17 protein-coding genes are annotated in these 24,800 nt (G+C 43.2%); 10 read left to right on the top strand and 7 right to left on the bottom strand.

Annotated elements, in window-relative coordinates; all coding sequences use genetic code 11:
• Positions 1–15 precede the first annotated feature (15 nt).
• Positions 16–1,122 carry a glycosyltransferase gene (locus ACO5JD_RS06750; protein ID WP_156894143.1) on the bottom strand — a complete coding sequence of 369 codons (1,107 nt, stop codon included), beginning with the start codon at positions 1,120–1,122 and terminating at the stop codon, positions 16–18.
• A gap of 14 nt (positions 1,123–1,136) precedes the next feature.
• A complete protein-coding gene (locus ACO5JD_RS06745) occupies positions 1,137–2,075 on the bottom strand; it encodes a glycosyltransferase domain-containing protein (RefSeq protein WP_021625497.1) in 939 nt (312 codons plus the stop codon).
• Between the two features lie 256 nt (positions 2,076–2,331).
• On the opposite strand from ACO5JD_RS06745, the gene ACO5JD_RS06740 reads away from it, so the two are divergent.
• The 6 genes from ACO5JD_RS06740 to ACO5JD_RS06715 are packed head-to-tail and all read left to right on the top strand — an operon-like array spanning position 2,332 to position 8,217.
• The gene (locus ACO5JD_RS06740) at positions 2,332–3,486 is read left to right on the top strand and encodes an ATP-grasp domain-containing protein (protein ID WP_021625496.1); all 1,155 of its coding nucleotides are present in this window, start codon (positions 2,332–2,334) and stop codon (positions 3,484–3,486) included.
• 3 nt (positions 3,487–3,489) lie between these two features.
• Positions 3,490–3,876, top strand: a complete 387-nt coding sequence (locus ACO5JD_RS06735) for an EamA family transporter (RefSeq protein ID WP_484988622.1) — start codon at positions 3,490–3,492, stop codon at positions 3,874–3,876.
• Positions 3,877–3,878: 2 nt separating this feature from the next.
• A complete protein-coding gene (locus tag ACO5JD_RS06730; protein ID WP_021625494.1) occupies positions 3,879–4,235 on the top strand; it encodes a DMT family transporter in 357 nt (118 codons plus the stop codon).
• Complete coding sequence (gene rffA / locus ACO5JD_RS06725; protein WP_484988620.1) at positions 4,235–5,371, top strand: dTDP-4-amino-4,6-dideoxygalactose transaminase; 1,137 nt, start codon at positions 4,235–4,237, stop codon at positions 5,369–5,371. Before ACO5JD_RS06730 ends, rffA begins: the two co-directional genes overlap by 1 nt.
• Positions 5,372–5,415: 44 nt before the next feature.
• A complete protein-coding gene (locus ACO5JD_RS06720; protein ID WP_484988618.1) occupies positions 5,416–6,390 on the top strand; it encodes a glycosyltransferase family 2 protein in 975 nt (324 codons plus the stop codon).
• Entirely contained in the window at positions 6,391–8,217 is a 1,827-nt protein-coding gene (locus tag ACO5JD_RS06715; RefSeq protein WP_484988616.1) for a DUF6020 family protein, read from the top strand. It begins immediately after the preceding gene.
• Between the two features lie 7 nt (positions 8,218–8,224).
• On the opposite strand, the gene ACO5JD_RS06710 is transcribed toward ACO5JD_RS06715, so the two are convergent.
• Entirely contained in the window at positions 8,225–10,720 is a 2,496-nt protein-coding gene (locus ACO5JD_RS06710) for a YfhO family protein (RefSeq protein ID WP_021625490.1), read from the bottom strand.
• A gap of 93 nt (positions 10,721–10,813) precedes the next feature.
• On the opposite strand from ACO5JD_RS06710, the gene ACO5JD_RS06705 reads away from it, so the two are divergent.
• Entirely contained in the window at positions 10,814–12,757 is a 1,944-nt protein-coding gene (locus ACO5JD_RS06705) for a glycosyltransferase (protein WP_484988614.1), read from the top strand.
• Between the two features lie 16 nt (positions 12,758–12,773).
• Here the strand turns inward: ACO5JD_RS06705 and ACO5JD_RS06700 are convergent, their stop codons facing one another.
• From ACO5JD_RS06700 to ACO5JD_RS06690, 3 genes are read right to left on the bottom strand one after another with little or no spacing between them, the layout of a single operon-like run.
• Positions 12,774–13,817: a glycosyltransferase family 2 protein gene (locus ACO5JD_RS06700; RefSeq protein WP_021625488.1), complete on the bottom strand. Its 1,044-nt coding sequence runs from the start codon at positions 13,815–13,817 to the stop codon at positions 12,774–12,776.
• Positions 13,817–14,161 (bottom strand): DUF2304 domain-containing protein, encoded by a 345-nt coding sequence (locus ACO5JD_RS06695; RefSeq protein WP_021625487.1) that lies wholly within the window; start codon positions 14,159–14,161, stop codon positions 13,817–13,819. The genes ACO5JD_RS06700 and ACO5JD_RS06695 overlap by 1 nt, the downstream gene beginning before the upstream one ends.
• A gap of 13 nt (positions 14,162–14,174) precedes the next feature.
• Complete coding sequence (locus ACO5JD_RS06690) at positions 14,175–14,855, bottom strand: glycosyltransferase family 2 protein (protein WP_021625486.1); 681 nt, start codon at positions 14,853–14,855, stop codon at positions 14,175–14,177.
• A gap of 145 nt (positions 14,856–15,000) precedes the next feature.
• Between ACO5JD_RS06690 and ACO5JD_RS06685 the strand changes: the two genes are divergently transcribed.
• Positions 15,001–15,981: a glycosyltransferase gene (locus ACO5JD_RS06685; protein WP_484988612.1), complete on the top strand. Its 981-nt coding sequence runs from the start codon at positions 15,001–15,003 to the stop codon at positions 15,979–15,981.
• A gap of 86 nt (positions 15,982–16,067) precedes the next feature.
• Here ACO5JD_RS06685 and ACO5JD_RS06680 read toward each other — a convergent pair whose 3' ends face one another.
• Positions 16,068–19,373 carry an RICIN domain-containing protein gene (locus ACO5JD_RS06680; RefSeq protein ID WP_021625484.1) on the bottom strand — a complete coding sequence of 1,102 codons (3,306 nt, stop codon included), beginning with the start codon at positions 19,371–19,373 and terminating at the stop codon, positions 16,068–16,070.
• A gap of 174 nt (positions 19,374–19,547) precedes the next feature.
• Here ACO5JD_RS06680 and ACO5JD_RS06675 point away from each other — a divergent pair, with 174 nt between their 5' ends.
• Positions 19,548–22,136, top strand: a complete 2,589-nt coding sequence (locus ACO5JD_RS06675) for an RICIN domain-containing protein (protein ID WP_484988610.1) — start codon at positions 19,548–19,550, stop codon at positions 22,134–22,136.
• Between the two features lie 30 nt (positions 22,137–22,166).
• Positions 22,167–24,782 carry an RICIN domain-containing protein gene (locus ACO5JD_RS06670; protein ID WP_484988608.1) on the top strand — a complete coding sequence of 872 codons (2,616 nt, stop codon included), beginning with the start codon at positions 22,167–22,169 and terminating at the stop codon, positions 24,780–24,782.
• The last annotated feature ends 18 nt before the right edge of the window (positions 24,783–24,800 follow it).

The following is a 24,800-nucleotide window of genomic DNA, read 5'->3' as shown; positions in this document are numbered from 1 at the left end:
CCTTCTTCTTGATGCTTAGTGTTGATAGGGAAAGTAGATGTCTCTGATTTTTTTTATAACCGTAGTGGATTTAAATTGTGTGCAATCATAGTCGTGATGTTTACATAGACCTTGCGAGTAGTCATTCACGATGCGTCTTGCCCATATTGCAGCTCCGTCTTGCAAAGGCAGATAGCTGCACCCGCCCACATTGGCATCTCGCGGCACTGTATCGGAGACGTAACATCTCACTCCCATAGCTTGTGCTTCCACAAGGACGATGCCGAAGCCTTCATGTCGAGAAGGTAAGAGTAGAGCTGAACTACCACTAAGTAATTCTGGGGTATTTGCATCACTTGGATACAAGTGGACAAAATTGGTTAGTCCTGCTTCTTCAATGGCATGATGCAGACGAGATAATTCAGAATCATCTCCAAACCCTACAAGGTTTAGCTGGGCATCTGCAATGTATTCTTGGATATGCCTGAGAACTGACACACTAAATAACTGGTTTTTATTTTCGATAAATCTTCCAATTTGTATGAGTGTCAGTCGGTCGTTATGAAGGGAATACAAATTTTTGTTAAAGCGCTGAGCATCATAGGCATTGGGAATGATAATGAAAGGAGCATCTGGGCCATACAAGCTACTGCATGCCTTAGTTGAGCACCCAATTAATGTGGTTGCATATTGGCAAATGAGATTTCGTCTTTTAAGGTCAATATGCCTACGAAGTATGTTTTCATTAGCAAGAGAGAGCTCGACATGTGCTTGGATGATACGTATGGGTACACCAGCTTCAGCTGCTGCCTTGAGACACAAAGCACCTTCAAAGTCGTTATTACAATGAATTACCTCGTAAGGTCCATGCTCTTTCAAAATCTCTTTAACCCTTTTATAGAGATGCTGACCCCGAAGATAGTAATCTGAGTAGATGAGAAATGGATTTGATCCTTCATAATGAGGAATGCGAAAGATGTTTCCATATGATTCAAATTCGTCGTCATAATAACGACGCTCTGATGTAAAAAGTAGCATGTCAAAGTGACAGTGTGACTTAAGCCCCCGCACAATACCCATCATCACTGCTTGCACTCCGCCATTACCTAGACCTTCACAAGAGACCATTAATACTTTTTTCACCAGATAATCCTGTTCTAAGCGTCATGGTTTTTGATGAAAACCTTTGAATCTCGATAAGCGTTATGCCCCATAGTAGCTACATACTCGATAGGGATGTTGTTTTTCCACAATACGTAGGGCAGGGCAAGCTGATCGCGGCCGCTATCAAAGCGGCAGTGTTCATCCCACCATTCAGCTATTAGTTTCTTACTAAGTGTGCTATGCAAATCAACTGCGATAATATTGCATTCGAGTAAACCATAATCTAGGGGAAACCCCTGTGCTTTATAGTTGTTAACCTGCGCTTGCATTTTTGGAAGAGACCCTTTTCCTAATGCGTTGCAGGCAATCATTTCATCAGCAATTGAGTTACGAGTTCGGTGGTAATGCAAGGCAATACCCGCTTGAGGATGAATCATATCCGCGTAATAACTCAAATCAGAAATCACTTGAATATTACCGTCAATATAGATTGAGGCATCATACGAATCCCCAAATAGTTCGTGGGGGTGAAATTTGATATAGCGATTAATCAAAGAATTATTAGCTAACCTTTGGATTTCAGAAGGAATAGGACGTATGTCCCATTTTGTTGAGTGAGGTACTTCTGAACCAGAAAGGAACATAACGTAATCTAATTGGGGCACATCCATTAGTGGCTCGAGGGGAACGTCATATCCACCAGTGATGCATGAGTACACGACTACCTTTTTTGCTCTACTACCTGGACGTAAACTCTTTTCCCATGTAGTGGGATCCAAGTTTGAGCGAGGCTCATGACGAGGGGCGCGGGCAAAACGTCGGGAAGTGAGCCATGCGCGAAAACCACTTCGAAGATGATCAAAGGTCAAAGGATGCGTGAGCTTGTGAATATTATTTGCGCGAATCCCCGCCGAATAGATATCAGAATCACGAAGCTCGATAGTGCGTAGATTGAGAGTTTCAACCAAACGTATAACTTCGTTTTGGTCCATACACTCCTCCGTTACAAAGCTTTACAAGAGACAAGTAAGCAACAACATCTAGTCCCAATAATGGCATAGTTGTCCTTCAGCTGGCTAAGCGGATTGGCAACAGACATGGGCTATACTTCATTTTCATCATGGCAACTATGGGGATTCTTCCTAAATAGTGCATGGATGACATCGTTATGCATGTTACTCCATATGATTGGCATGGAGGATGGCGTGTTATGTTCGCAGATTTTGCTGGAAAGGTCGGTGTATTTGCATGCCGAAAAAGATTGCCATTATTGGAGCTTCAGATTTCCAGAACCCCCTCATTCTCAAAGCAAAAGAACGCGGACTTGAGACTCATGTGTTTGCTTGGAAGGATGGTTCGATTGGTGAGAAGACCGCTGATGTCTTCTACCCGATTTCAATTACTGAAATCGACGAAATTTGCGATATTTGTAATAAAGTTGGAGTTGAGGGTATTTGTACTATTGGATCTGATTTGGGAAATATTACCGTTGCACGGGTTGCCGAGCGTTTAGGATTGGTGTCAAATTCTGTTGATACGGTAGAAAAATCTACAAACAAACACTTGATGCGTCAAACGTTCGAGCGTAACGGAGATCCTTCTCCTAAAAGCCGCCTTATTCGTGCGGGCGAGCCTATATTAGATTTTGGTATGACTTATCCACTCATAGTTAAGCCTGTAGATCGTTCGGGGAGTCGTAGTATCACAAAGCTTGATGCTGCTGATATGACTGCTCTTCAAGATGCGGTAGAGCGTGCCATTGACTCATCTTTTGCGAAAGAAGCTCTCATTGAAGAATGTATGGATGGTGAAGAATTTAGTGTTGAATATATTTCTTGGAAAGGAGAACATCATTTTCTTGCGCTGACCAAGAAATTTACCTCTGGAGCCCCGCACTTTATAGAAACCGGCCACCTTGAACCTGCGCCAGTTTCTGAAGAAATCTATCAGAAGATTAAGTTAATAGTTCCTCATGCACTCGATAGTTTGGGCGTGCAATATGGTGCTTCTCATTCGGAACTCATGTTGCTTCCCACGGGGGAAATAAAGATTGTTGAGATTGGAAGTCGCATGGGTGGAGACTGCATTGGTAGTAGTCTTGTCCCGCTTTCTACAGGCATTGATTTTGTTGGGGCGGTTATTGATTGTGCATTGGGAAAAAAGCCCAATATAACCTCCTTACATACAGCAGCTCATGCCATGATTCGCTTTATTTTTGATTCGAACGATATTGCAACATTGAATATCGTTCGAGAAGCATGTCCTGAGTTAGTTGAATTTGTGAGTTCTTTTGGGGATATGTCAACAGATATCGTTGACAGCGGTTCCCGACATGGGTTCTTTATCCTTAAGTCTTCTCAATTGGAAGACCTCATACCCTTCTTACCCGTGGAGAGGCATTAATTTATGAGTCCATCAAAGCTAAAAATCTATCTTTTATTGCAACTTCTGTTGATATTTTATTCTCTCAGCACCGTATTAAGTAAAGTTGCTTCAGGACTCGCTTTTCCCAGCATTCCTTTTGTGCTGTACTATAGCGGCATTATTGGTATTTTAGGCATTTACGCCTTGGGCTGGCAGCAAATTATCAAGTATCTTCCTCTTACGACTGCATATGCGAATAGAGCAGTCACTGTGGTGTGGGGCCTTATCTGGGGAGTGCTTATTTTTCAAGAACAGGTAAGTATTCCTAAGCTTATTGGTGGGCTTATTGTGCTTATTGGCGTTGTGTTGTATGCCACAGCAGATGCAAATAAAAAGGATAGTGCAGCTAATAATGGAAAAGAGGTATAGTCATGGAAAACCTAGATCTACGCTATGCCTTTATTCTTCTTTTTGGGGTATTTATTGCAGCAGTAGCTCAGGTGTTGTTGAAGAAATCCGCTATGCGGCACTATAGCTCAACAATCAAGGAATATCTGAATCCATTTGTAATCGGGGGCTATATCATTTTTATAGGGTCAACTATCATGTCGATCCTTGCCTATCGAGGCATACCGCTTTCAATGGGTCCCATGCTGGAAGCTACCAGCTATATCTATGTAACTATTTTTGGCGTTACAATCTTTCATGAGAAAATGAATCTGCAGAAGTATATAGCATTAGTTTTCATCGTGTGTGGCATTGCCATTTATTCGCTGGGAGTAGCGTAATGATTAATTTTAATGTACCACCTTTTATTGGGAGCGAGATGGCTTTTGTGCGTGAAGCTGTAGAGGATAATCACAAGATTAGTGGTGATGGTCCTTTTACTAAGCGTTGTCATGCTTGGCTTGAAAAGCGCTTTAAAGCTCAAAAAGCACTACTTACCACCTCAGGTACTACTGCGCTTGAAATGGCTGCTATTTTATGTGATCTTCAACCTGGCGATGAAGTAATACTTCCAAGTTTTACTTTTTCTTCTACTGCTACAGCCTTTCAGATGGTTGGCGCAACTTTAGTGTTTGTTGATATTCGCCCTGATACCATGAACATTGATGAGACAAAAATCGAAGCTGCTATTACTGATCGCACACGAGTAATTGTGCCAGTGCATTATGCCGGTGTTGCTTGTGAGATGGATAGCATCATGAGCATTGCACGCAAATATAATCTTTTGGTTGTAGAAGATGCAGCCCAAGCGGTAATGAGTAGCTATAAAGGCCGCGCACTGGGTACTATCGGCACTTTTGGTTGTTACTCTTTTCATGAAACAAAAAATTACTCTATGGGTGAGGGTGGTGCTCTGGTCATTAATGACCCTATCTATAATGACCGCGCAGAAATTATTCGTGAAAAAGGGACCAATCGCCAGCGCTTCTTCCGTGGTCAGGTTGATAAATATACGTGGGTAGACCGGGGGTCGAGCTATCTTCCTAGTGATATCAATGCTGCATATCTCTGGGGTCAACTGCAGGTTGCGGATAAAATTAATGATAGCCGGCTTGAGACTTGGAGTTATTATTGGGAAAAGTTGCAACTGATTGCTAAAAGGGGAGATATCGGGTTACCTCATATTCCAAATGAATGCGTGCATAATGCACATATGTTTTATGTTAAATGTGCCAACCTTAGTGAGAGGACTGCATTAATTTCCTACCTTAAGGAGCGGGGTATTCAAGCAACATTTCACTATATTCCCCTGCATTCAGCACCAGCGGGCAAGTTGTTTGGTCGTTTTAATGGGGAAGATGAGTTCACAACACGTGAAAGTGATCGGTTGGTACGACTGCCTATGTATTTCAACCTAGCTGACGAAGATAAACGAGCGGTTGTTACTGCAATTTTGTCTTTTTACAACAGTAATTAGCGGGTGCTACCAAGATTAAAACAATAGCGGTTCAGGGGGATAGTGTGCTCGTTTCAGTTATAGTACCTTGTTTCCATTCGGAGGAAAGCCTTGATGATGTTGTTCGTTTGACACAGGTTGAGTTTGAAAAAAGTGCTGTCTATGACTGTGAATTCATATTAGTCAACGACAATCCCCCTGATAAAACCTATGACAAGATTTGCGAGCTTGCGTCAGCATATCCCAATGTTCATGGCGTTTGTCTTATGCGTAACTTTGGGCAACATAGCGCTTTAATGTGCGCCCTTAACTATGCTGAAGGGGACTTGGTGCTTTGTATGGATGACGATCTGCAAACACATCCATCTCAAATCCCCTTACTACTTAGTGCAATGGAGAGTGGTGAGTATGATGTGGTATATGGCGTTTTCGAAGAAAGACCCTCACTAAGTCCTCTTAAGCGTTTTTCGAGCTGGCTTAATAAAGTTACGGGAAATATCCTGCTTGAACAACCTGCAGATATGAAGACATCAAGTTTCTGGATGTGCACATCTCAAATCAAAAATCAGATGATTAAATTCCATAACTACAATCCTTTTGTGGATGCACTCTTTACTCGTATGACCACTCGAATTGGTAATGTGACGGTAAAGCATCACCAACGAGAGCATGGAAGTTCTGGTTATACCCTTAGGAAGTTAATCAATTTATGGCTTTCCTATTTTAATTACACCAAACTTCCGCTTCGCATGGTTTTTTGGATGGGCATGTTTTTTGTAGTGGTGGGCTTCGTTGCAGGAATTGTAGTCATCATTCAAAAAATGACGGATCCTCTTATGCCAGCGGGGTGGGCTTCTATCATTTGCCTACTCCTCTTCTTTTTTGGCGTAGTGCTTTTTGCTTTGGGGATGATTGGTGAGTACGTAGGCAATATTGTGCTCTCGGTTAATTCAACCCCACAGTATGTAGTTCGTGACAGGGTTAATTTTCCTGTTGGAACGGAAAAGAACGATACCCAGCATCCAGAAAAGGATAATTAAATGCAGGATAATGGGATGCGTAGAGCCGAGCTTTATCAGATAAAAGTCCTCACACTTTTTTCTGCATTAATTTCTTCTTGTGGAGTGCTCCGTTATCTCGCATCTTTTACAGCTGAGAAGAGCGTCCAAGGCTCACTAGTATTGCCTATCCTTTGCGTTGCCTTCTTCCTTTTGTGGAATTGCATTTTTACATCAAAGCACACGCCGAAATATCTTATATCTTCTGCTGTTTTGAGTTTGATATTTTCATTTTGTATGGCTCTGGGAACTCAGTTTATCTGGCAAGATAGATTTGTCCATCTAGGGTCAGTACTAGGGAATGCTCTACTCTATGTGTTCACTTTCTTTCCGTTGGTACTTTATTTATTAGAATGGATGAGTAGCTGGGGGCATGCCAATCACACCCCTATCTCTGCTAGTAAAAAGCATGTTTATCTGGCATTTAGTCTGATATGTGTCTTGTGGTTTGCCGCGTGGCTTGCGCTCTGGCCAGGTATCTACGAGGCTGATTCTCCTGAATGGTATCGAGGGATAAGTCAAGGCATACTACAAGCAAAATGGTCTATTCCTTATCAGCTGCTCTTTTATTTTTTTGTTCATACAAGTTGGAGTATAGCTGGTGCTTATGAATTGGGGTTTGCAGTACTTACACTTCTGCAGTTGGTCTTTATTCTCTATGTAGTATGGCGTATCCTCAATTTTTTAAATACTCGTCTTGGTTATAAGGCGTTGGGATTTAGTACAGCGTTCTTTTGTCTCAACTTAGGTCTTGTAATAATCTCTATTTCAGTTTTACAAGATGCACCCTTTATGGCAGCTTTTGCTATGTGTTTGATGCTGCTATTTATAGCGGTAAACGAATCAGAGAAATTTTGGCAATCTTGGAAATATCCCGCTCGAATGATGTTTTGGGCACTTTTTCTCTGTCTGTGTCGTAACAATGGTTTCTATACCTTAATTTTTGTTTTAGTAGCGCTTGCTTTAGCATCGCCAAAAGTATGGCGCGTAAGGCTGTTATCCGTTGTCTTTATGGCATGCGTGGGTTATCTATTGTTTCATGGCCCGATACTTAGTTTGATGGGTGCGCGAAAAGATACTACCATTACGGAAATGATGAGCGTTCCTGCAACACAGCTCGTCTATGTATGGAACCATGAGCAAAATACCCTATCTGAGGAAGATCTTAATCAACTCTATACGTATATGCCCGAGCACTTTCTCAATTCTCATAATTATTTTCGTGACAATAGAATTTCAGATCAGTATAAAGCGCACCTTAATACCCAGTTGATTAGCAAGGATCCTAAGGGCTTTATTGCGTTTTGGGCACATTTAGGTTTGAGACATCCGCGTAGTTACATCCTTGCCCATCTTGAGCTTACATATGGTTTGTGGTATCCAGACATTAAGTACTATGATGCCAAAATGACTCATGCTTATATTGACTATGTCGATTTTTCACTTCCTGGGTCTGACTATATAACTATTGAACGGCAAAGCAAATTTCCTGTGTATAAGCATGTGTTTGATAAATTATTCGGAGATAAGGTATTCCCAAAAGATGAGCAGCGATGGAGTATGCCTTATGCTCGTCTGCCACTTTTGGCCCAGATATGCAAGTCTGGACTCTATGTGTGGTCACTGCTATTGTTGCTTGCTCATGTTATATGCGAACGGAAAATGCAGTTAGTTGTTCCTTTGACACTTTGTTTTGGCTTACTTGTCACCCTTATATTCGGTCCAGTTGTTTTATTCCGTTATATGTCCCCGCTGATATTTTCTGCTCCAATTTGGTTATGTCTTCCTAGTTTGGCAAGAAGAGCCTAATATCGCATCAGTTAACCCTGCGGTTGTTCCGAATATCTCCATCAACAACGGATTTATTCTTAATGAGGTAAATAACGAATGCGGCAGTGAAGACAATTCCCGCAATACTTATCAATATTCCAGGGATAATGCCAGCAGGGATATAGTAGGCATGGAGCACATGTCTGCCTGCTGGGCAGTTAAAGCCGATAAAGCCATAATTTGCGGAGAAAGTTTCTAAAGGCTTGCCATCAAGAGTAAGATTCCAGCCTTTTGTGTGGGGTATAGCAAGACAGGCAATCCCGTCACTGTTAGTGTCGATGATGCCACTGATAGAGTTATCACTAGCAAGCTTTAGTTGTACTTTTGTCTCAATCTTGTTTTGGTTGGAAGAGATATTGAGTAAGCTTATCTGGCTGTCTTCTACAATGATACTGTTATCAAGTGCTTGCTGCCGTTGTTTAATGTTAAGCTTCTCTGCATCTGATTGGCTTAGCACAGAATTTCTGAGATAAAGAGGGCTTACTATGGTTCCCCTAAAGCTTATCTCGTAGATATATAAGCCATTAACTTGTTCTATTTGCTTTGCCCAGCTTGTTTTTGAGGGTAGTGGGTTCTGGCAGATGAGATAGCGAATACCAGTAATAGCCATCATGCGGGAGCTGGTGGAGTCTATAGGGAAGGTATAACAGCTGAAATTATTTGTCCGATGAGATATGGCTGTTGGCCAGAGTTTATTAAAGAAATCTCCTAGTTCACCATCTTCTGCACTGTTATAACTAGAAATGCCTGCGTAGTTAAAGCTAAGTGCATCATTCCATTTTGTAAGACTGTGAAAATCGCGCTCTACTCGATAGAAGCTATTGTCACGGGCTTGTAGCTTAGACAAGGCAGTGATTGTGTTTCCACTAAGCGCCTGACTTGCCGCTGGTGGGAATTTATTACTTGGTACTATGCGTGGATTACGATTAATTTCCGAAAAGGAATCTACCAGAGAACTCGAAATAAATAATGCACAGACACCAAGTGTAAGTACTGGAATCCAAGTTTGTTTTTTAAAACAGAGGATAGTCAAAAGCGTTGAAAGCGCCAGAATTACAATGAAAAACATGCATTGCAATCGAGAATTGATAGTTTTATTTAAGGACCACATGAGTACAAGGGCTGAAAAAAAAATGGAGAACAATAGTGGAATGCATGCGGGTTTGCGCTCAATAAAACCTTTCTCAAGCCCTATTGCCATTGCACAAATTAGTATTGCATCTATGCTGAGGGAGGCACGGTAGGTGGGATAACGAAATATCGTGATAAGTGAAGGCAGGAAGAAGTTAATCGAATAAAACGTGATAAATAGTAAGGCACATGTAGCGGCAATACGATGCCTTGTGCTCGTTTGACTGTATACCCAATAGAGAAATTGGCCTAATAGGATATATACGCCGCAGCCTAGCCCGCCTTGGAAAAATTCCAACTCATTGTTATTGGGCATAAATTCATAGTTTGTGCCGACACTTATAAGTGCATTACCCATAAGTCTGCTACATATGAACCCAATACCACGGGGTGACATAAAGCTTGATAGCATACTAAGAGCGGTACCCTTTGAGGAAGCAGCTGTTCCACCTACGCGGCTTGTTTCGGCAATAATGTAGTAGGCTGCTGGAAAGAGCATGATGCCGCTTAGCAATACACCAGTAAGTACGGACATTGCGCACAGCAAGAAGCGCTGGAAATAATGTCCCTTTTGATTTTCCTCAATTATGATAAGAAGGCGTAAGGCAACGTATATGGGTGAAAAAATAAGTGTCATAAACGCAAAATAGACACTAAAGCAAATATAAATCGCAGAGGTGATACTAACTAATGCGAATGCACCAGCTGATTTGCGTTGCATTAGATCTTCAAGACCCAACAGTATCAGTGGTAACAATACCCAAGCGGTACCAAAGAAATAATGCTTGCCCACAGTAAAGAGGTAGCCAGCAAAAGCATAGCTAGAAGCACCAAAAATACGTGCAAGAGGAGTTGAGCAAAAGCGAGTCAAAAAATGTGAGAAAAAAAGACCAGCACAGAACACACGACAGGCGAAGGTAATGGCGAGTGCTTGGGCCAAGAATTCTTCACCAAAGACAAGGCATAGTGGAATTAAAACGATGTTAAAAGGATCCATTAACCATTCTTGATTAGCGAGGAAACTTGATCCCATACCAAAATGGTGGGACCAAAAGGGTAAACCACCGACTTGCGCATTGTGAATAATATCCAGATAGTAAGGAATGTACTGATCAAATGTATCGTTTACACTGCTTCTAAAACCAAGCGTAACGTTAGCGGTTCCAAGGATTTGATTTCCAAGAATAGCTGCTGTGCCTAAAATTAATATTGAGAATAGAACAAGTATTTCAAAACTACTACGATGCTTTTCTTTAGCCAGAAGCTGCCTAGAGTAGTGACAACAGAGAAGTAAAAGTACGAAGGAAATAAGAGCTATCCCAGCAAGGTAGAGATAATTTCTGAGATGCATGAGAACTCCAAGCTCTTGAAATGAAAAATGTTGTCTTCATAGTAATGTAATAAGGGATGATTTTTTGTTGTTCATATATAGCTAGGGTGAAATATGGCTGTTTCAATACAGATTTTATTAGCAAGCTATAACGGTGAGTGTTTTATTGAGCGTCAGCTGGAATCGCTATTAGTGCAAAATTATCGCGATTGGGAGCTCTTGCTTTCAGATGACCTATCCCAAGATGCTACGACTGCTATTGTGGCCCGTTATGCCGAGCATGACAAACGAATACGCGATGTAGCCAATACTGAGGCTCATGGAAATGCTCGAGACAATTTTTTCAGTTTGGTAGACAGGGCAACTGCTCCTTATATTGCATTTTGTGATCAAGATGATGTATGGCTTGTAGATAAGCTTGAACGCGAGATAAAGGAGATGCATTGTTTAGAGGAGCGGTACGGAAAAGATGTTCCGCTTCTTGTCTTTTCTGATTTAGCCGTTGTTGATGAGTCTCTTGAGGTGATAGCATCATCATTCCAGGACTTTTCTGGACTCAATTCCAATCGAGTCTCACTTGCAAATCTCCTTGCACAAAATGTTTCTCCTGGCTGTGTCATGCTTGTTAATCGAGCTTTATACCATGATACATTGCGCCTGCCTAAGATTCGCAGCTCGATTATCATGCATGATTGGTGGTTTATGTTGACGGCAGCCGCTTTTGGTCATATTGGCTATGTGTCAGAAGCAACGATGCTCTATCGACAGCATGGAAATAATTCAGTAGGTGCTAGTTCTGCTTCTGCAACTGGTATTTTGCAAAAATTAGGAAACTATGTACATAAGCTACTACCCAGTACTCAGCAGCTGGATAGTGTGGATGCACGAGTGCGGCAAGCTGCAGCTTTTTTGCAATGTTATGGAGAACAGCTCGATACGACAGAAAAAGACCTCTGCCAAGGAATGGCAGAACTTTTAGGTTTTTCGCCACTTAAGCGTTTGAGTTGGTGCCATATGCATGATGTGCTTAATGCGACGGTTGTAATGAGGGCAGGTATGGATTGGGAACTTGCCTTATATGAGGTAGGACGAAAAGCGGAGCCAGAGATAAAACCACGGGAATTGGAGTCAACAGATTTGCTTGATAAAGGTGATCGTCTTGTAGTTAATTCCCGCGTGGCTGTTGTTATGTCTACCTATAATGGAGAAAAATACTTAGCCGAACAGATTGATTCTGTGCTTGCTCAAGATAAAAAGGTTGATCTTTTTGTGCGGGACGATGGGTCTACAGATTCAACGCTGGAATTGCTAGAGGCATATGCCGCAAAAGGCTTGCTGCAGTATAAGGCTGGGGAGAATAAAGGTGTTGTTGGTTCATTCTTTGACGCTCTGACGATGCCAGATGATAGCTACGACTTTGTAGCTTTTTGCGACCAAGATGATGCGTGGCATACAGACAAAATCAGTCGAGCAGTGCGAATGATTGCAGCACGAGATCAGTCCGTTCCTCAACTGTATTGCAGCGAGTATAACTTCTGCGATGAGGATATGAACTTTATTGCTCGATCGCAGCTCAATCGCATTGGAGTTTCATTGCCGACGCTCCTTGTAGAAAGCGTGTGTTCAGGCAATACTTCTTTGATGAACAGAACCCTTGTCCAAGAATTGCTTGCCAACGGTAGTGAGGGAGTGTATACCCACGACTGGTGGATGGCGCTTGTAGCGGCGGGCTTGGGTGAGATTTACTTTGATGACTTTGCATCGCTTGATTATCGGCGTTTAACCTCCAGTGTTAGCCCTACAGGTAGTGGGGGTTTAACTTTATTGGCGTTTCGTATCAAAACATTTCTCGGCAAAGGGCAATTGAGCGAAATAAAGAAACAACTTAAGCATTTTAAGGAATGCTATGCTCAGCGTCTGGATGCAGATGACCTCGCTATGATTGATTGCATACTTGATGGCAAACGACTCAGCAAAACCATGTTTGCTGAGCGTTTGCGGCAGAAACCGACCGAAGAGCTTGCAGTGAGACTACTTTTCTTATTAGGTCTTTTGTAATTGAATCCGGGATGATTTACCACTTGATATCGATGTGTAGAACATCAATAGCGAAGCGGTAAAGCCCGAGAAATGGGCCGAGTAGATGTGCCTTGTAAACTTTCTGGGCTAGCCATAGTCGTTTAAATGCTCCGCCCTGCTTTTGAGCATAGGCAAAAGAAATATATGGATTTTGTCTCCATGTGGGGAAATGTTTGTCTAAGAAGTCAGTACAGACTTTTATTTGCTCAGAGAGATTGATGCTCTTGTCGCATGAAATGCGGAACATCATGGAAATACCCAGATGCTCAAAAGCTACTGCATCAAACGCCTGAAGTAGTTCGAGACTGGCTTTATGGCTCTCGTAGAGCTTGCGAACCTCAAGAAAGGCATCATAGCCAGTTTGCAGCTTTTCTAAAGAGATAGTGTTGATAATCGAATCAAGACGAATCATGTAATTCACGAGACTATGAGGTGTAAAGACAATGGCTCCATGCATCTCAAGGAAAGCGAGCATCTGAAAAAGCATATCGTCGAGAACTTTTGGCGGTACTTGTAGGTCGCACATGGAACGTAGAATAGAAGCACGCCAGAGTTTGTTCCAAGGCGCACCATTCATCTCTATTAACCTGCCAGGGTCTTCATCAATGCTAAAACTCGGTCTTTTAAGGCACATTTCATGGGTGATTTTTTTACCTGTCTCCATGTCTATGCGACTGAAGCCACATACAGCAAGATCAGCATTTGAGGATTTTGCTGCGTCATAAAGCTTCTCAGCAAAATCAAGTTCGGCATAATCGTCGCTATCAAGGAAGCCAATATATTCGCCACGAGCTTTTTTTATTCCATCCCAGCGACCACGCCAAACACCCTCGTTCTGCTTGTCAATAACGACGATACGCCCGGGATAACGTTTTTCGTAATCATGCAAAATGTCGATACAGTGGTCGGGAGAGCCATCGTTAATGCAGATAGCCTCTACACCCTCCAGCGTTTGATTTACAAGGGAATCAAGACAACGGGGGAGGTATTTTTCAACCTTATAACACGGGACAATGATGCTGACACGTATTGAATTCATTACTTACTATCCTTGTCATTTGAATCTCGTAAGGCAATTTCTTGGGCAAGTTGGTTGACGCGGTCTTTAAGCAGAGAAAGCTTTGCGGAAGTACGGAATTCTTTAATCAATAAAAGAGCTGTGATTGCAGCAAACACAAGGTTAGCAGGGGATTGGAAACCAAAAACTCGTGCGAAGAAATAAACAATTTGTGGGAAGGCACCTAAAATGACGAGAAACAAAGCAAGTGCAATCCAAAAAAGTGAGTCATCAATAAGGATTCTTTTTTTGTGCACCGAATGAATAACTATTCCCAGTATAAGTAAGGCGCCGGCTAATAAGAGAATTTGCTGAAATATGGGCATGATTTCCTAACTCCTACCTAAACCATACAAACAGAACAAGGGATGCCAGTGTTCTGAGCATGTATCGAGATGCACGGAAAGGATTGAGATAACTTGTTCCTCCTTGGCGCTGACGAATGGAAATAGGTATTTCACAGACGGTAACACCATTTCGAAGGAGTAAGGCCATTGTGTCTGGTTCTGGTTCGAGGTCAAAGCCTTTTGCAAAGAGAGGAATCATCTGCTTGCCATACATGCGTAGTCCACAGGTGGGGTCGGTGATTGTGATATGAGTCGCCATGCGAATCATGTGGGAGATAATCCGCGAACCTACATTCCGCAGACCTGCTGCCTTTTCTCCAGCAAGATAGCGTGAGCCTAAAACAATGTCACAACCCGTTTCTTCAAGTTTTTTAGCCATGAGTGGGATATAACTGGGGATATGCTGTCCATCAGAGTCAAACTGAACAACTGCATCATAGTGATGTTTCAAAGCGTATTTCATGCCTGCCCTGAATCCAGAAGCAAGCCCTGTGTTAATGGGCATATCTATGTGATTAAGTCCAAGCTCATCGCAAATTTCCGGAGTGTGGTCTTTTGATCCGTCATTAATTACGAGGTAGTCAACATTAGGGCAAACCTCTTCGAATTCCTTTACGGTTGTCTCGAGGCAGTCTTCCTCGTTGTATGCTGGAATTATTGCAAGTATTTTCATTAGCTACGTCCTAGATTTGCAGCTTTTTACTAGTAGAAGCATACCGTATCTTTGTTTAAGAGTGCGTGTTGTATGCCAATATCATTAGTTGGCGCAACGAATTGAATGATAAGATTCAAGAGATGCTACCGATGGATGGAGATGTATGTCTGAACCGAATGCAAAAGTGTTAACTCCAGAGAAGCCAGTTATAGCAGCGCTCGTCCCCTGTTATAACGAGGAACTGACAGTTGCAAAGGTTGTAGATGACTTTCATAAGTATCTTCCCGAGGCGACTGTGTATGTATATGACAATAATTCTTCCGATCGTACCGCTGAAATCGCTCGCGAACACGGGGCGGTTGTTCGTTTTGAGGGTAGGCAAGGTAAAGGCAACGTCGTACGCCAGATGTTACGTGATATTGATGCGGATTGCTATGTAATGGTTGATGGGGATGATACTTATCCCGTAGAGCAAGTACGCGAAGTAATTACACCTATTCTCGATGGAAGCGCAGACCATGTGGTAGGCGATCGTCTTAGTAATGGAACCTATGGTGCAGAAAATAAGCGGGCTTTCCATGGTCTTGGAAACAACATGGTTCGTTGGGCAATTAATAGGCTCTATGGTTTTCGTTACGCAGATATCATGACGGGATATCGAGCATTTTCTCGTGCTTTTGCAAAGACTTTGCCAGTGTTCTCACCAGGCTTTGAAATTGAGACAGAGCTTTCTATACATGCAGTTGATAAACGTTGGCGTATTGTTCAGGTGCCAATTAATTACCGTGATCGTCCAGAAGGTTCCTTTTCAAAGCTCAATACGTTTTCAGATGGTGCAAAAGTTTTAGGAATGATCGCAGGTCTTTTTAAGGACTATAAGCCCTTACCGTTTTTCTCAATTCTTGCCGCACTTTGCATCATCATTGGTCTAGTCTTGGGCGTACCTGTTATTTGGGAATTCCAAGTAACACGTCTTGTCCAGAGATTCCCTACTGCAATTCTCGCAGTGGCGTTTTGTGGCTTGGGAGCTTTATTGCTTTGTTGTGGTTTGATTTTGGATACGGTTGTTAAGAGCAACCGTCGTGCGTGGGAACTCCAAGTGACCGCAGAGTATGAGCGCGAGCGCAGATATCCACTGAGCTAACATTTTCTAGTTAAAGAAATGTGATACAAAAAAGCCTCTCATTGAGAGGCCTTTTTGTATATGGAATGATTCTGGCTCTATAGTACTTAATGCCTTGCTGCCAAACCGTTCCAGTCTGCAGCGTTGCCATAAAAGACATTCATATCCAGATATTTACTATAGTTTGGAAGCTTTCCTTTTGAGGTGTACTGATAGAGGGTAGGTTTGCTCCACTCGCGTTGGCCATCTTCGGCATCGTTGTAAATGAGGGTGGGATTATCTACGTGACCTTTTACATCATTATCATAGTATTTATAGAGGTACTGAGCCATCCAAAGACCATAACCTGCGTCGGCAACGCTCTGCCAGTTATAGCTACTGCCAGTAACGCTTTTGCTCATATAAATAAGAGGCTTTACACCACCAGTCAAGCGCTTTACTTCATCAAGGAATGCCTTTGCATATTTTGGACCCTTGCTGATGTTGTTTTGACCTGTAACATCATTGTTTTCCCAGTCAAGGAATAGCACCGCTTTGCCGATATAGTTGGTTTCCCCAGCCTTGCCCTTAATAGTATCAACAAAGTAGCGTGCCTCATTAATGGCTCCCTTTGTTGTGTCTACAAAATGGTAAAGACCAAGTAACTTGCCAGCGGCAAGGGTTTCATCGGCGTGCTTGCGGAAGTAGCGATTGGTGTAATCAGTACCCTGTGTTGCTTTTACGATGATGAAATCTGCGGGTATGCGTGCGATATTAATGCCAGCATCTCCATCACCGCTAAAGATATCAATGCCATGAAGACGCTTTTGTTGTGGGATATTAGTAAAAAGAAAACCTTGGGTAGAGTTGTTTTCTGACCAATTTGTTAGGTTAAGTCTACCGTTGACTGCTGTGATTGCCTTTAGTTGGCTAGAAGACATCAAAACAATTGAATCGGTTGTATCATCCCAGCGAGGAAGCCATACAGTGCTGGAATTATTTGCTGCAGTTTGGGTGATTGTGCCAGAAGCATTTGCAGTGATAAACAATTTAGAATTGACGTTCTGCAGGCGATAGCTGTCCTCACCAACAGAGATTAGTTCAAACTGTTGTGCAGCGGTTTTGTTAGTAGTGTAAATCTGTACACGTGTGCCGCTTACTTTTGAAGCACCTTGAACATCCATTACTTGATTGGACTTGGCGAGAGTGTTTTCAGGGTCAACATAAATGGTGTAAATAGTTCCATTTTCAAGTAGAGCTGAATTTACAAATAAAAAGCGTTGAGCTAAGGAATTATTGTTGGTATATGTTTGGATTTTTGCTCCAGCAGATTTACTACCACCTGCGATATCCACAACAACATGTGCATCAAGGGCAGATTGCAGCATAATTCCTGATTCCGTCATTACAGGTAGCCAACGTTGCGCATTGCTATTGTTGCTGCGGAACTGTTGAATAATGGTACCGTTAGTAGTCTTACCAGAACGAATATCAAGTGCTTTACCGGTGGCAACATTAATGAGCTTGATAAAGTTTCCATCCCAACTTAGTTGCCACTTTTGGTAATTATTAGCTTTTTGTACCTTACGGGTTGTGATAGCGGTGCTGTTATTGTGACTACCGTCAACGACAGCCAAAACATTGCCATTGTTATTTGTAGCAATAATTTTGTAGGTACCATTGTTAAGCCACTGGTCTACATGCTTAAATGTCCAGCGTTGTGCACCGCTAGCATTTGAAGTCCAGACCCGTACGTTTGCACCACTGGCAGTTGAACCTCCACTTACGTCAAGTGCCAGTCCTCCTATTGCGGAATAAATTCCGTATAGACCATTATCTTCACGGATGGTCCATTGTTGAGCATAGCTATTAGCGACATCGCCTTGTTGAATATTGGCACCTTGTGAGTTTGAAGCGTCCTTTACTTCCAGACACTTACCACTTTTTACATTGGTAAAGGTGTAATAGCCGTTGCCGTGATTGTAGCGAACGTAAAAGTACTGCGATCCATCGGTCTTTTTATTGCCCTGCTGGATATTCTCTCCACGAGTGATAGAGCCAGAATTTACCTCGAGCGCAAGATGCGATTTGAGGTTTTTGAGTTCATAGACACCATCTGCAATATTTTGATTGATTTGTGAGAATGAAAAATATTGAGCAAGGGTGCCGTTGCTTTTGTAGAGCTGGAGCTTAGTGCCGTTTGTGGTTTTTGCAGCAGTGACATCTAATACCATATTAGAATCTAGCGCTGATACTACGGTAAATATGCCGCTGCCATCAACAGGGCTGAGTTTCCAAATTTGGTCTGAGGCATAGCTAGCATCACGCTGGGAAATAATACGGCTAAGCTTTCCTTTACTAGTATTTGCAGAAAGGAATTTGCCCGATCGTACGTTTTGGATGGTATAGCTATCTTTACCTGCCAGTTGGATACGCCAGCGTTGACTTGCTGAATTATTGGAAGCATAGATGGCAACAGGTGCGCCATTTTTGTTGCTGCCACCAGGGATTTCAATAGGTTTCTGGGCATTAACATTGTTAATTTCATAAAGACCATCACTTACAGCGGCTACTATCCTCTCGAAAGAAAAAGCCTGTGTAGCATCACCATCTGCGAATCCTAGTTTTAGAATTCCTTCTTTTGTATCGAGTACGAGGTTGCCATTTAGGTAAGCGCGAAGTACAAAGTAGCCTTTGCGACCTTCATCGGGGACGATTTCCCATTGCTGCGCTTTAGTGGAATTTTCAGTATATTGTTGAACTTGGGCACCTTCGACTGCTTTTGCAGCAGGAATATCAAGGTATTTTCCCGACCGAAGATTTTGTAGGGTGTAAAGACCGCCTCCTAATTGCGTGACACGCCACACTTGTGCACCAGTTCCATTAGAGCGATAGGTCTGTACCGCAGCGCCATTATTTCGAGAGCCGCCACGTACGTCCACTACTTTGTTAGGATCGGTAAAAGTTGCAATTTCATAGAGACCATCGGTGACTTCAGCGGGAGTATCTGTATCCACTGCCTTATGCATGAAGTTTGTTTCGGTGTCAACTGAAGATAGTTCAGTAGGAGTGGATTTTGTGACTTCATCAGTTGAGCTTATTAGTTCGTTTTTTGGGACTTCATGTGCGGCCGTAGTCTCATCTTGTAGCACTTCCGCTTCGGTAACTGTTTCATTATTTGTAGGGAGAGATGATTGAGTGTTGTTTTCCTCGGAAACAGGAATAGAAATAAGTAGATTAGAAGCGTTACTATTGGTGGGATTTGTTGTGGTTTCTTCAATTGCTGTAGGTACAACTTCGCTGCTAGGTGTTTCATCTAGAGCAAAGGCTATGCCAGGAGTTGCTAACAGGGGAAGCGCAACTGCCATAGCTGCAATAGCATGACGTTTACGGAAGAAAAAACATTTGGTATGTGGCGTAGATTTATTAGCCATCGCTTTTTCCCTTCGCTTTGGAATAAGGCAAATCAAAACCGACAAAATGAACTACTTTATGTAGGCAATTCCAAGTCCAGCTTATGTAATTTAGTCATAAGCATTTTCGGTCGAATGCAAGTTAGGATATATCATAAGTATGTTTTCCCTGTAAAACAGGTATAGGAGACGCAAATGTACGTCAATCGTTTACAAATGAAGCAAATACCGCTAGTGCTTGTTTTGGGATCTGCTTTAGTCTTGAGTGTGCCCACCTTTGCTTACGCTGAGGTTAGTGATGATAATACCTTGACACCGTCTGTATCTGAAGAAGCCGTTTCTGCAGGTCTGAACTATGATTTGGATTCTGAAGAAGACCCAAGCCAGTCAGTAGTCCAACTAGAACATACTACCAACCAAGCCAAGTCTAATCAGCTAATAGATGCTACAAAAACAAGACTTGAGACCACTACGATGTCTTCTAATGCCATTGAAAACGAGGATCCTTCTGCAGAAGTTCCTTTGAAAGACCATTCTTTTGTTATTGAATCTGCCGTTGCTGGCCGTGGTTCTGTAGATGTAAAGGGTGGCTCCAAGAAAAAAGGCGCTAATGTACAGCTTTACGAGGCAAATGGTACAGGTGCTCAGGAGTGGAGCTTCCAAGCCGATAAAGATGGTTACGTTATCAAAAACAAGCAGAGTGGACTCGTATTGGATGTCACTGGTGCAAAAGCGGCAAATGGCACCAATGTGCAGCAATATGTACAAAACGGTACTGCGGCACAGCGCTGGTATGTTGATTGGGTGAATGAGCAAAAAGGTCAAGCGCGTCTGCGTTCTGCTTTGGTGGGTAACTTTGTACTTGATGTCAGTGGCGCTCGTAGTACAAACGGTACTAATCTTCAGATTTATAAATCTAATGGGACAAATGCACAGATTTGGAATCTGGTAGATGTCCTTGCGGGCTTTGCTGGTGTGAGTGACCCAACAGAGTCTTTACATTCTGCGGGAAATGCAGGTGTGCAGCCTGAAGCAGGGTCGTATACATTCACTTCTCGTTCAAGTTCTCTTGCGGTTGATATAGCTGGAGCCTCTAACAAGGCTGGTGCAAAAGTTCAGCTATACCGCAAGAACAATACGATGGCTCAGGGTTTTTATCTTTCTCGTGAAGGTAAGTATTGGCGTATTCGTAATGACAAGTCGGGCCTTTCTGTTAGCGCTTCTGCAGCGGATATTGTCGCGGGCACTATGTTGGCACAGCAGATGAGTCAAAAGAATAATCTCTATCAGCTGTGGGAGTTAGTATCCGATGGTGCTGGTAGCTATTATTTTGTTAATGCAAAGACTCGTCATGCTCTTGCAGATTCAGGCTCGGTACTACAAACTGCAGACGTTGCAGCTCAATCATCTGCCCAGCTTTGGGGTTTGTCCAAGTGGAATCCAAGTATCACCCAAGGCTTTTATCGTATTAATAGTGTTAGCAATTCTTCCCAAGTGCTTGATGTGAGTGGTGGCAGCACAAAAGTTGGCGCCAATGTTCAATCGTATTCTTGGAATGGGGGATATGGACAGAGGTGGCAACTCAAACAAGATTCAGTTGGATGGCAGCTTAGAAATATCGGCTCTGGTTTGTACCTCTCACATGATGGTCACAATGTAATGCAGGCAACGGCGGATAAAGCAAGCTATTGGTCACTTACTTTTGGTTTGGGAGACTTGGGTTCGTGTGGTGGGTTTAGACTCCAAAGTGCTTTGGGTGCGGTTCTCAATATTGCAGGTGGTGTTGCTAAAAACACAGCAAATATAGAGCTGAAGCAGCAGAATGGGTCTGATACACAGCTTTGGATTTTTGAGGGTACCCGAGTTTTTGATGGCGAGGGTTGGTATGAAATTCGTGCAGCGGGTAACGGCGATTTAGCTTTAGATGTGAGTGGTGCTTCGGGAAATGATGGTGCTAATGTTCAAATATACAAAGCAAATAGCACCGCTGCGCAGACATGGCATATTAGTTCTCTAGGGGGTAATTGGTACCGTATTGTATCTGCGAACTCAAACAAAGCTCTTGGTGTTAAGGGTTCTGTTCAGTCTAATAGGGCTAACGTTGCCCAATACACAACAAATAATGTACTGGGACAAAAATGGCAGATTGTCTTTGGTGATACTGGTTTTACCTTTGTGAATGGCTCGGGTAAGGTGCTAGATATCGCAGCGGGTCAGCTGTTATCAGGGACGAACGTCCAACAGGATCAAAATAATGGAACGGTGGCACAGGGTTGGTTGCTTCGCAAGAGTAAAGCGAAAGGTGTAGGTGCTGCTATTGAGCAGTTTTCTCAGTATATGGTAGCCATGGCAGAAGATGATAAGCATGGGTATGACCAAGCTTATCGCTGGGGTGAGCGTGGTGATTATGATTGCTCTTCATTGGTAATTTCTAGTCTGATGGCTGCTGGTTTTAAAACAGGTAGTGCTTGTTGGACGGGGGACATGCGTTCCAATCTAAAAAGTCGCGGTTGGCAAGTACTCTACATTAGTGATGTGCGAGATCTTCAAGCGGGAGATGTCCTGCTTTCCGATTTGAACCATACTGCAGGAATCGTTTCGAATACTACCGAAGTTGCCGCTCATCAAAATGAGTGGGGTGGTATTACGGGTGGTAAACCTGGTGACCAGACAGGTTATGAGATTTGTACTCGTCCTTTGGCGTACTACAGTTCAATGGGGGGATGGAAAGATCAGTGGTGGGATGTAGTATTAAGACCGACGTCTAAGTCAATGCGTGTATAAATTTGTGCTAGCACTTTTAGGAGATGGGATATGCAAAACAAGCTTACGGGTCATTTAGCTCTTGCAGCTACAGGTGCAGTGTTAAGTCTTTCATTAGGTATACTTGCACCTCAACTGGCACTTGCAGAGGATGCGACCGTTTCAGAGCAGCCAAGTTCAATCGAACAGCCAGCAACCGCTAGTCGTGAGTTGCCCGTAAGCGTTAATGAAGAAACAGATGCCGAAAAACAGACGGACACAGTTTTTCCCGAGGAAAAAGAGTTAGCACTTAGTCCTGTAGAACATACTAGTAGTACGAGCACACCTACGACAGGGACAGTTGCAGACACGCCTGCTGAGGAAGTTGAAGACGGAATTGATGAGTTGGTGCCAGGCCTAGCTGATGGCGACTACGTAATTTCTTCTTCTCGTATTCGTGGTGTTTTGGATGTTGAGGGTGGCTCAAAAAAAGAGAAGGCTAACGTTAGACTTTGGGATCACAATCACACAGCGGCTCAGTCTTGGCGTGTGGCAACGGTGGAACGTGACGGACATCAGTGGCGTACACTAACGAATATCGGTAGCAATAAGGTGCTGACGGTTGATGGTGATAAAGCCGCTAATAGCGCAAATATTTATCAGAAGAGTTACGACGGTAGTTTGTCGCAACTGTGGGCAATTATCAAAAACGAGGATGACACCTTTTCGCTCTGGTCTGCTTTGGGCAATGGCTTTGTTGCAGATTTGAGCGGCGGCAAGACTACACCAAAAACAAATTTGCAGCTTTACCGTTCTAATGAAACTGTCGCTCAGCGTTTCAGTTTTACTTCTCTAGTAGGAAAAGCGCCAGCAAAAAGCGAAAAGCTCAACGAAGAGTTTTACACCTTTAAGAGCGGTAATAAGGCTGTAGATGTTCCTGGCGCAAGCAAAGATAACGGCAGACAGCTACAAGCGTATCAGAGTAACAACACGGTTGCTCAGGCGTTTTATCTGAAGCGTGACGTAAAGACAGGTTATTACCAGCTACTCAATGCGGGCTCAGCTAAGGCAGTACAGTTAGACCTAGGTGATATTTTACCTGGAGGCGCAATACGTCAGCAGCAGGCTAGCGATAGTATCTCCCAGAAGTGGGCGCTAGTGCCCTCTGAAGGAGGCTGGAAACTTGTTTCTGCCACTCGTGATGATTTAGCACTTGCATTTGTGGATGGTAAGCTTGTAAGTCAACGCACGGCAGACGCTACCAGCTTTATTGTTGATGCGTATCGCCCAAAGGTAGCTGAAGGTGCCTATGTTATTTCCACTGCAAAAAATGCTAGCTATGTGCTCGATGTGGTAGGTGGTTCTTGGAATACAGGCACTAATATTCAGCTGTATCGTTCTAATAAAACTGCAGCTCAAAAATGGTATATTCGCACGCTTACCAATGGTAATGTCACTCTGCAGAATATCAATTCTGGCGAGTATGTTGTGGTACAAAAGAGCAATGCTCAGCAGGGTCGTCAAGCTGGTGTACTACGTGAATGGGTTGTTGGCGCAACTTTAGGTAATGGTTTTGAATTCCGATCTGCTCTTGATGGCAAGGTGCTTGATCTGAATGGCGGTAAAGTTGCTAATAGTTCCAATATCCAAACATATCACCGTAATTTAACTGCTGCACAGGGTTGGACGCTTACCAAAACAAGCTTTGCTCCTAATGAGGGCTTTTATGAAATAGCTTCTACTGTCTCCCCGATGCTACGTCTTGCAGTAAAAGGCGCCTCCAGTGCCAATGCCGCAAATGTTGTGATGGCTACCGATAATAATCAAGTGAGCCAACTGTGGTGGCTCAAGTCAGTTGGTAATGGTTGGTATGCCCTTGTCAATTGCAATAGTCTCAAGGTTCTAGATATCAAGAGTGGTTCTGCTGCGCGTGGTGCAAATGTGCAGCAGTACACTGGTAATAACTCTGCTGCTCAGAAATGGCGTTTTGAGATGGGCGAGTATGGCCTGCGGATTGTCTCTGCGTTGGGCACAGTTTTGGATGTGGCAGGTGCTCAGAATTATAGCGGTGTCAATGTGGATGCCTATACTTCCAACAATACTGTTGCCCAGGGTTGGCGTTTCCAAGTAAAAACTGCACCTAATAAGCTCGGTTACCAAAACCCCTCATGGATGGTTCAGCTGAGTCCAAATACAGTGTGGGGTGCATGGCGTAATTACGGATGGCCTTTCAACTACGCAAGCCCCTCAAGAATTTCGCGGACTGCTTCGCGTAGTGAGTGCGTTGAAGCCTTTATTAAACGCGCGAAGGAGTATTTGGGAACTCCTTATATCTGGGACTATGCCTGTGCGCCTGGTGTTGGTGTTGACTGTGCAGGCTTGGTTCTGCAGTGCGCATATGCCTGTGGTATGAACTTTGGTTCGATGAATCCCTATAACCACTATTACAAGGGCCTCAATGGTGGCTATCACGCGGCGTATGCTAATGCCTTTTGGGAAAGGGGAGACCTCCAGCATATATCATCTCTGGGTAGCCGTAAGCGTGGTGACCTCATTTCCTGGCCAGGCCATATTGCCATCTATCTTGGTAACGACCGTATGATTGAGGCTGCCCCTGATGAAGGCGTCGTTAATAGGAGTATGTGGCGCTACAGTACTCCTCGTGGAATTATTCGTCTGTTCAACTAGTGAGCTAAGTTATTTAAG

The sequence above is a fragment of the Olegusella sp. genome, from assembly GCF_057238325.1.
The sequence above is the reverse complement of the archived record's forward strand: the minus strand, read 5'-3'. Positions and strand labels throughout refer to the sequence as shown.

What these genes read in the sequence shown, in the direction of transcription:
- ACO5JD_RS06680 (WP_021625484.1), bottom strand. Translation starts at nt 19,373, where the DNA reads ATGGCTAATAAATCTACGCCACATACCAAATGTTTTTTCTTCCGTAAA.
- ACO5JD_RS06695 (WP_021625487.1), bottom strand. Translation starts at nt 14,161, where the DNA reads ATGCCCATATTTCAGCAAATTCTCTTATTAGCCGGCGCCTTACTTATA.
- ACO5JD_RS06710 (WP_021625490.1), bottom strand. Translation starts at nt 10,720, where the DNA reads ATGCATCTCAGAAATTATCTCTACCTTGCTGGGATAGCTCTTATTTCC.
- ACO5JD_RS06735 (WP_484988622.1), top strand. Translation starts at nt 3,490, where the DNA reads ATGAGTCCATCAAAGCTAAAAATCTATCTTTTATTGCAACTTCTGTTG.
- ACO5JD_RS06675 (WP_484988610.1), top strand. Translation starts at nt 19,548, where the DNA reads ATGTACGTCAATCGTTTACAAATGAAGCAAATACCGCTAGTGCTTGTT.
- ACO5JD_RS06730 (WP_021625494.1), top strand. Translation starts at nt 3,879, where the DNA reads ATGGAAAACCTAGATCTACGCTATGCCTTTATTCTTCTTTTTGGGGTA.
- ACO5JD_RS06670 (WP_484988608.1), top strand. Translation starts at nt 22,167, where the DNA reads ATGCAAAACAAGCTTACGGGTCATTTAGCTCTTGCAGCTACAGGTGCA.
- ACO5JD_RS06740 (WP_021625496.1), top strand. Translation starts at nt 2,332, where the DNA reads ATGCCGAAAAAGATTGCCATTATTGGAGCTTCAGATTTCCAGAACCCC.
- ACO5JD_RS06705 (WP_484988614.1), top strand. Translation starts at nt 10,814, where the DNA reads ATGGCTGTTTCAATACAGATTTTATTAGCAAGCTATAACGGTGAGTGT.
- ACO5JD_RS06685 (WP_484988612.1), top strand. Translation starts at nt 15,001, where the DNA reads ATGTCTGAACCGAATGCAAAAGTGTTAACTCCAGAGAAGCCAGTTATA.
- rffA (WP_484988620.1), top strand. Translation starts at nt 4,235, where the DNA reads ATGATTAATTTTAATGTACCACCTTTTATTGGGAGCGAGATGGCTTTT.
- ACO5JD_RS06715 (WP_484988616.1), top strand. Translation starts at nt 6,391, where the DNA reads ATGCAGGATAATGGGATGCGTAGAGCCGAGCTTTATCAGATAAAAGTC.
- ACO5JD_RS06745 (WP_021625497.1), bottom strand. Translation starts at nt 2,075, where the DNA reads ATGGACCAAAACGAAGTTATACGTTTGGTTGAAACTCTCAATCTACGC.
- ACO5JD_RS06700 (WP_021625488.1), bottom strand. Translation starts at nt 13,817, where the DNA reads ATGAATTCAATACGTGTCAGCATCATTGTCCCGTGTTATAAGGTTGAA.
- ACO5JD_RS06690 (WP_021625486.1), bottom strand. Translation starts at nt 14,855, where the DNA reads ATGAAAATACTTGCAATAATTCCAGCATACAACGAGGAAGACTGCCTC.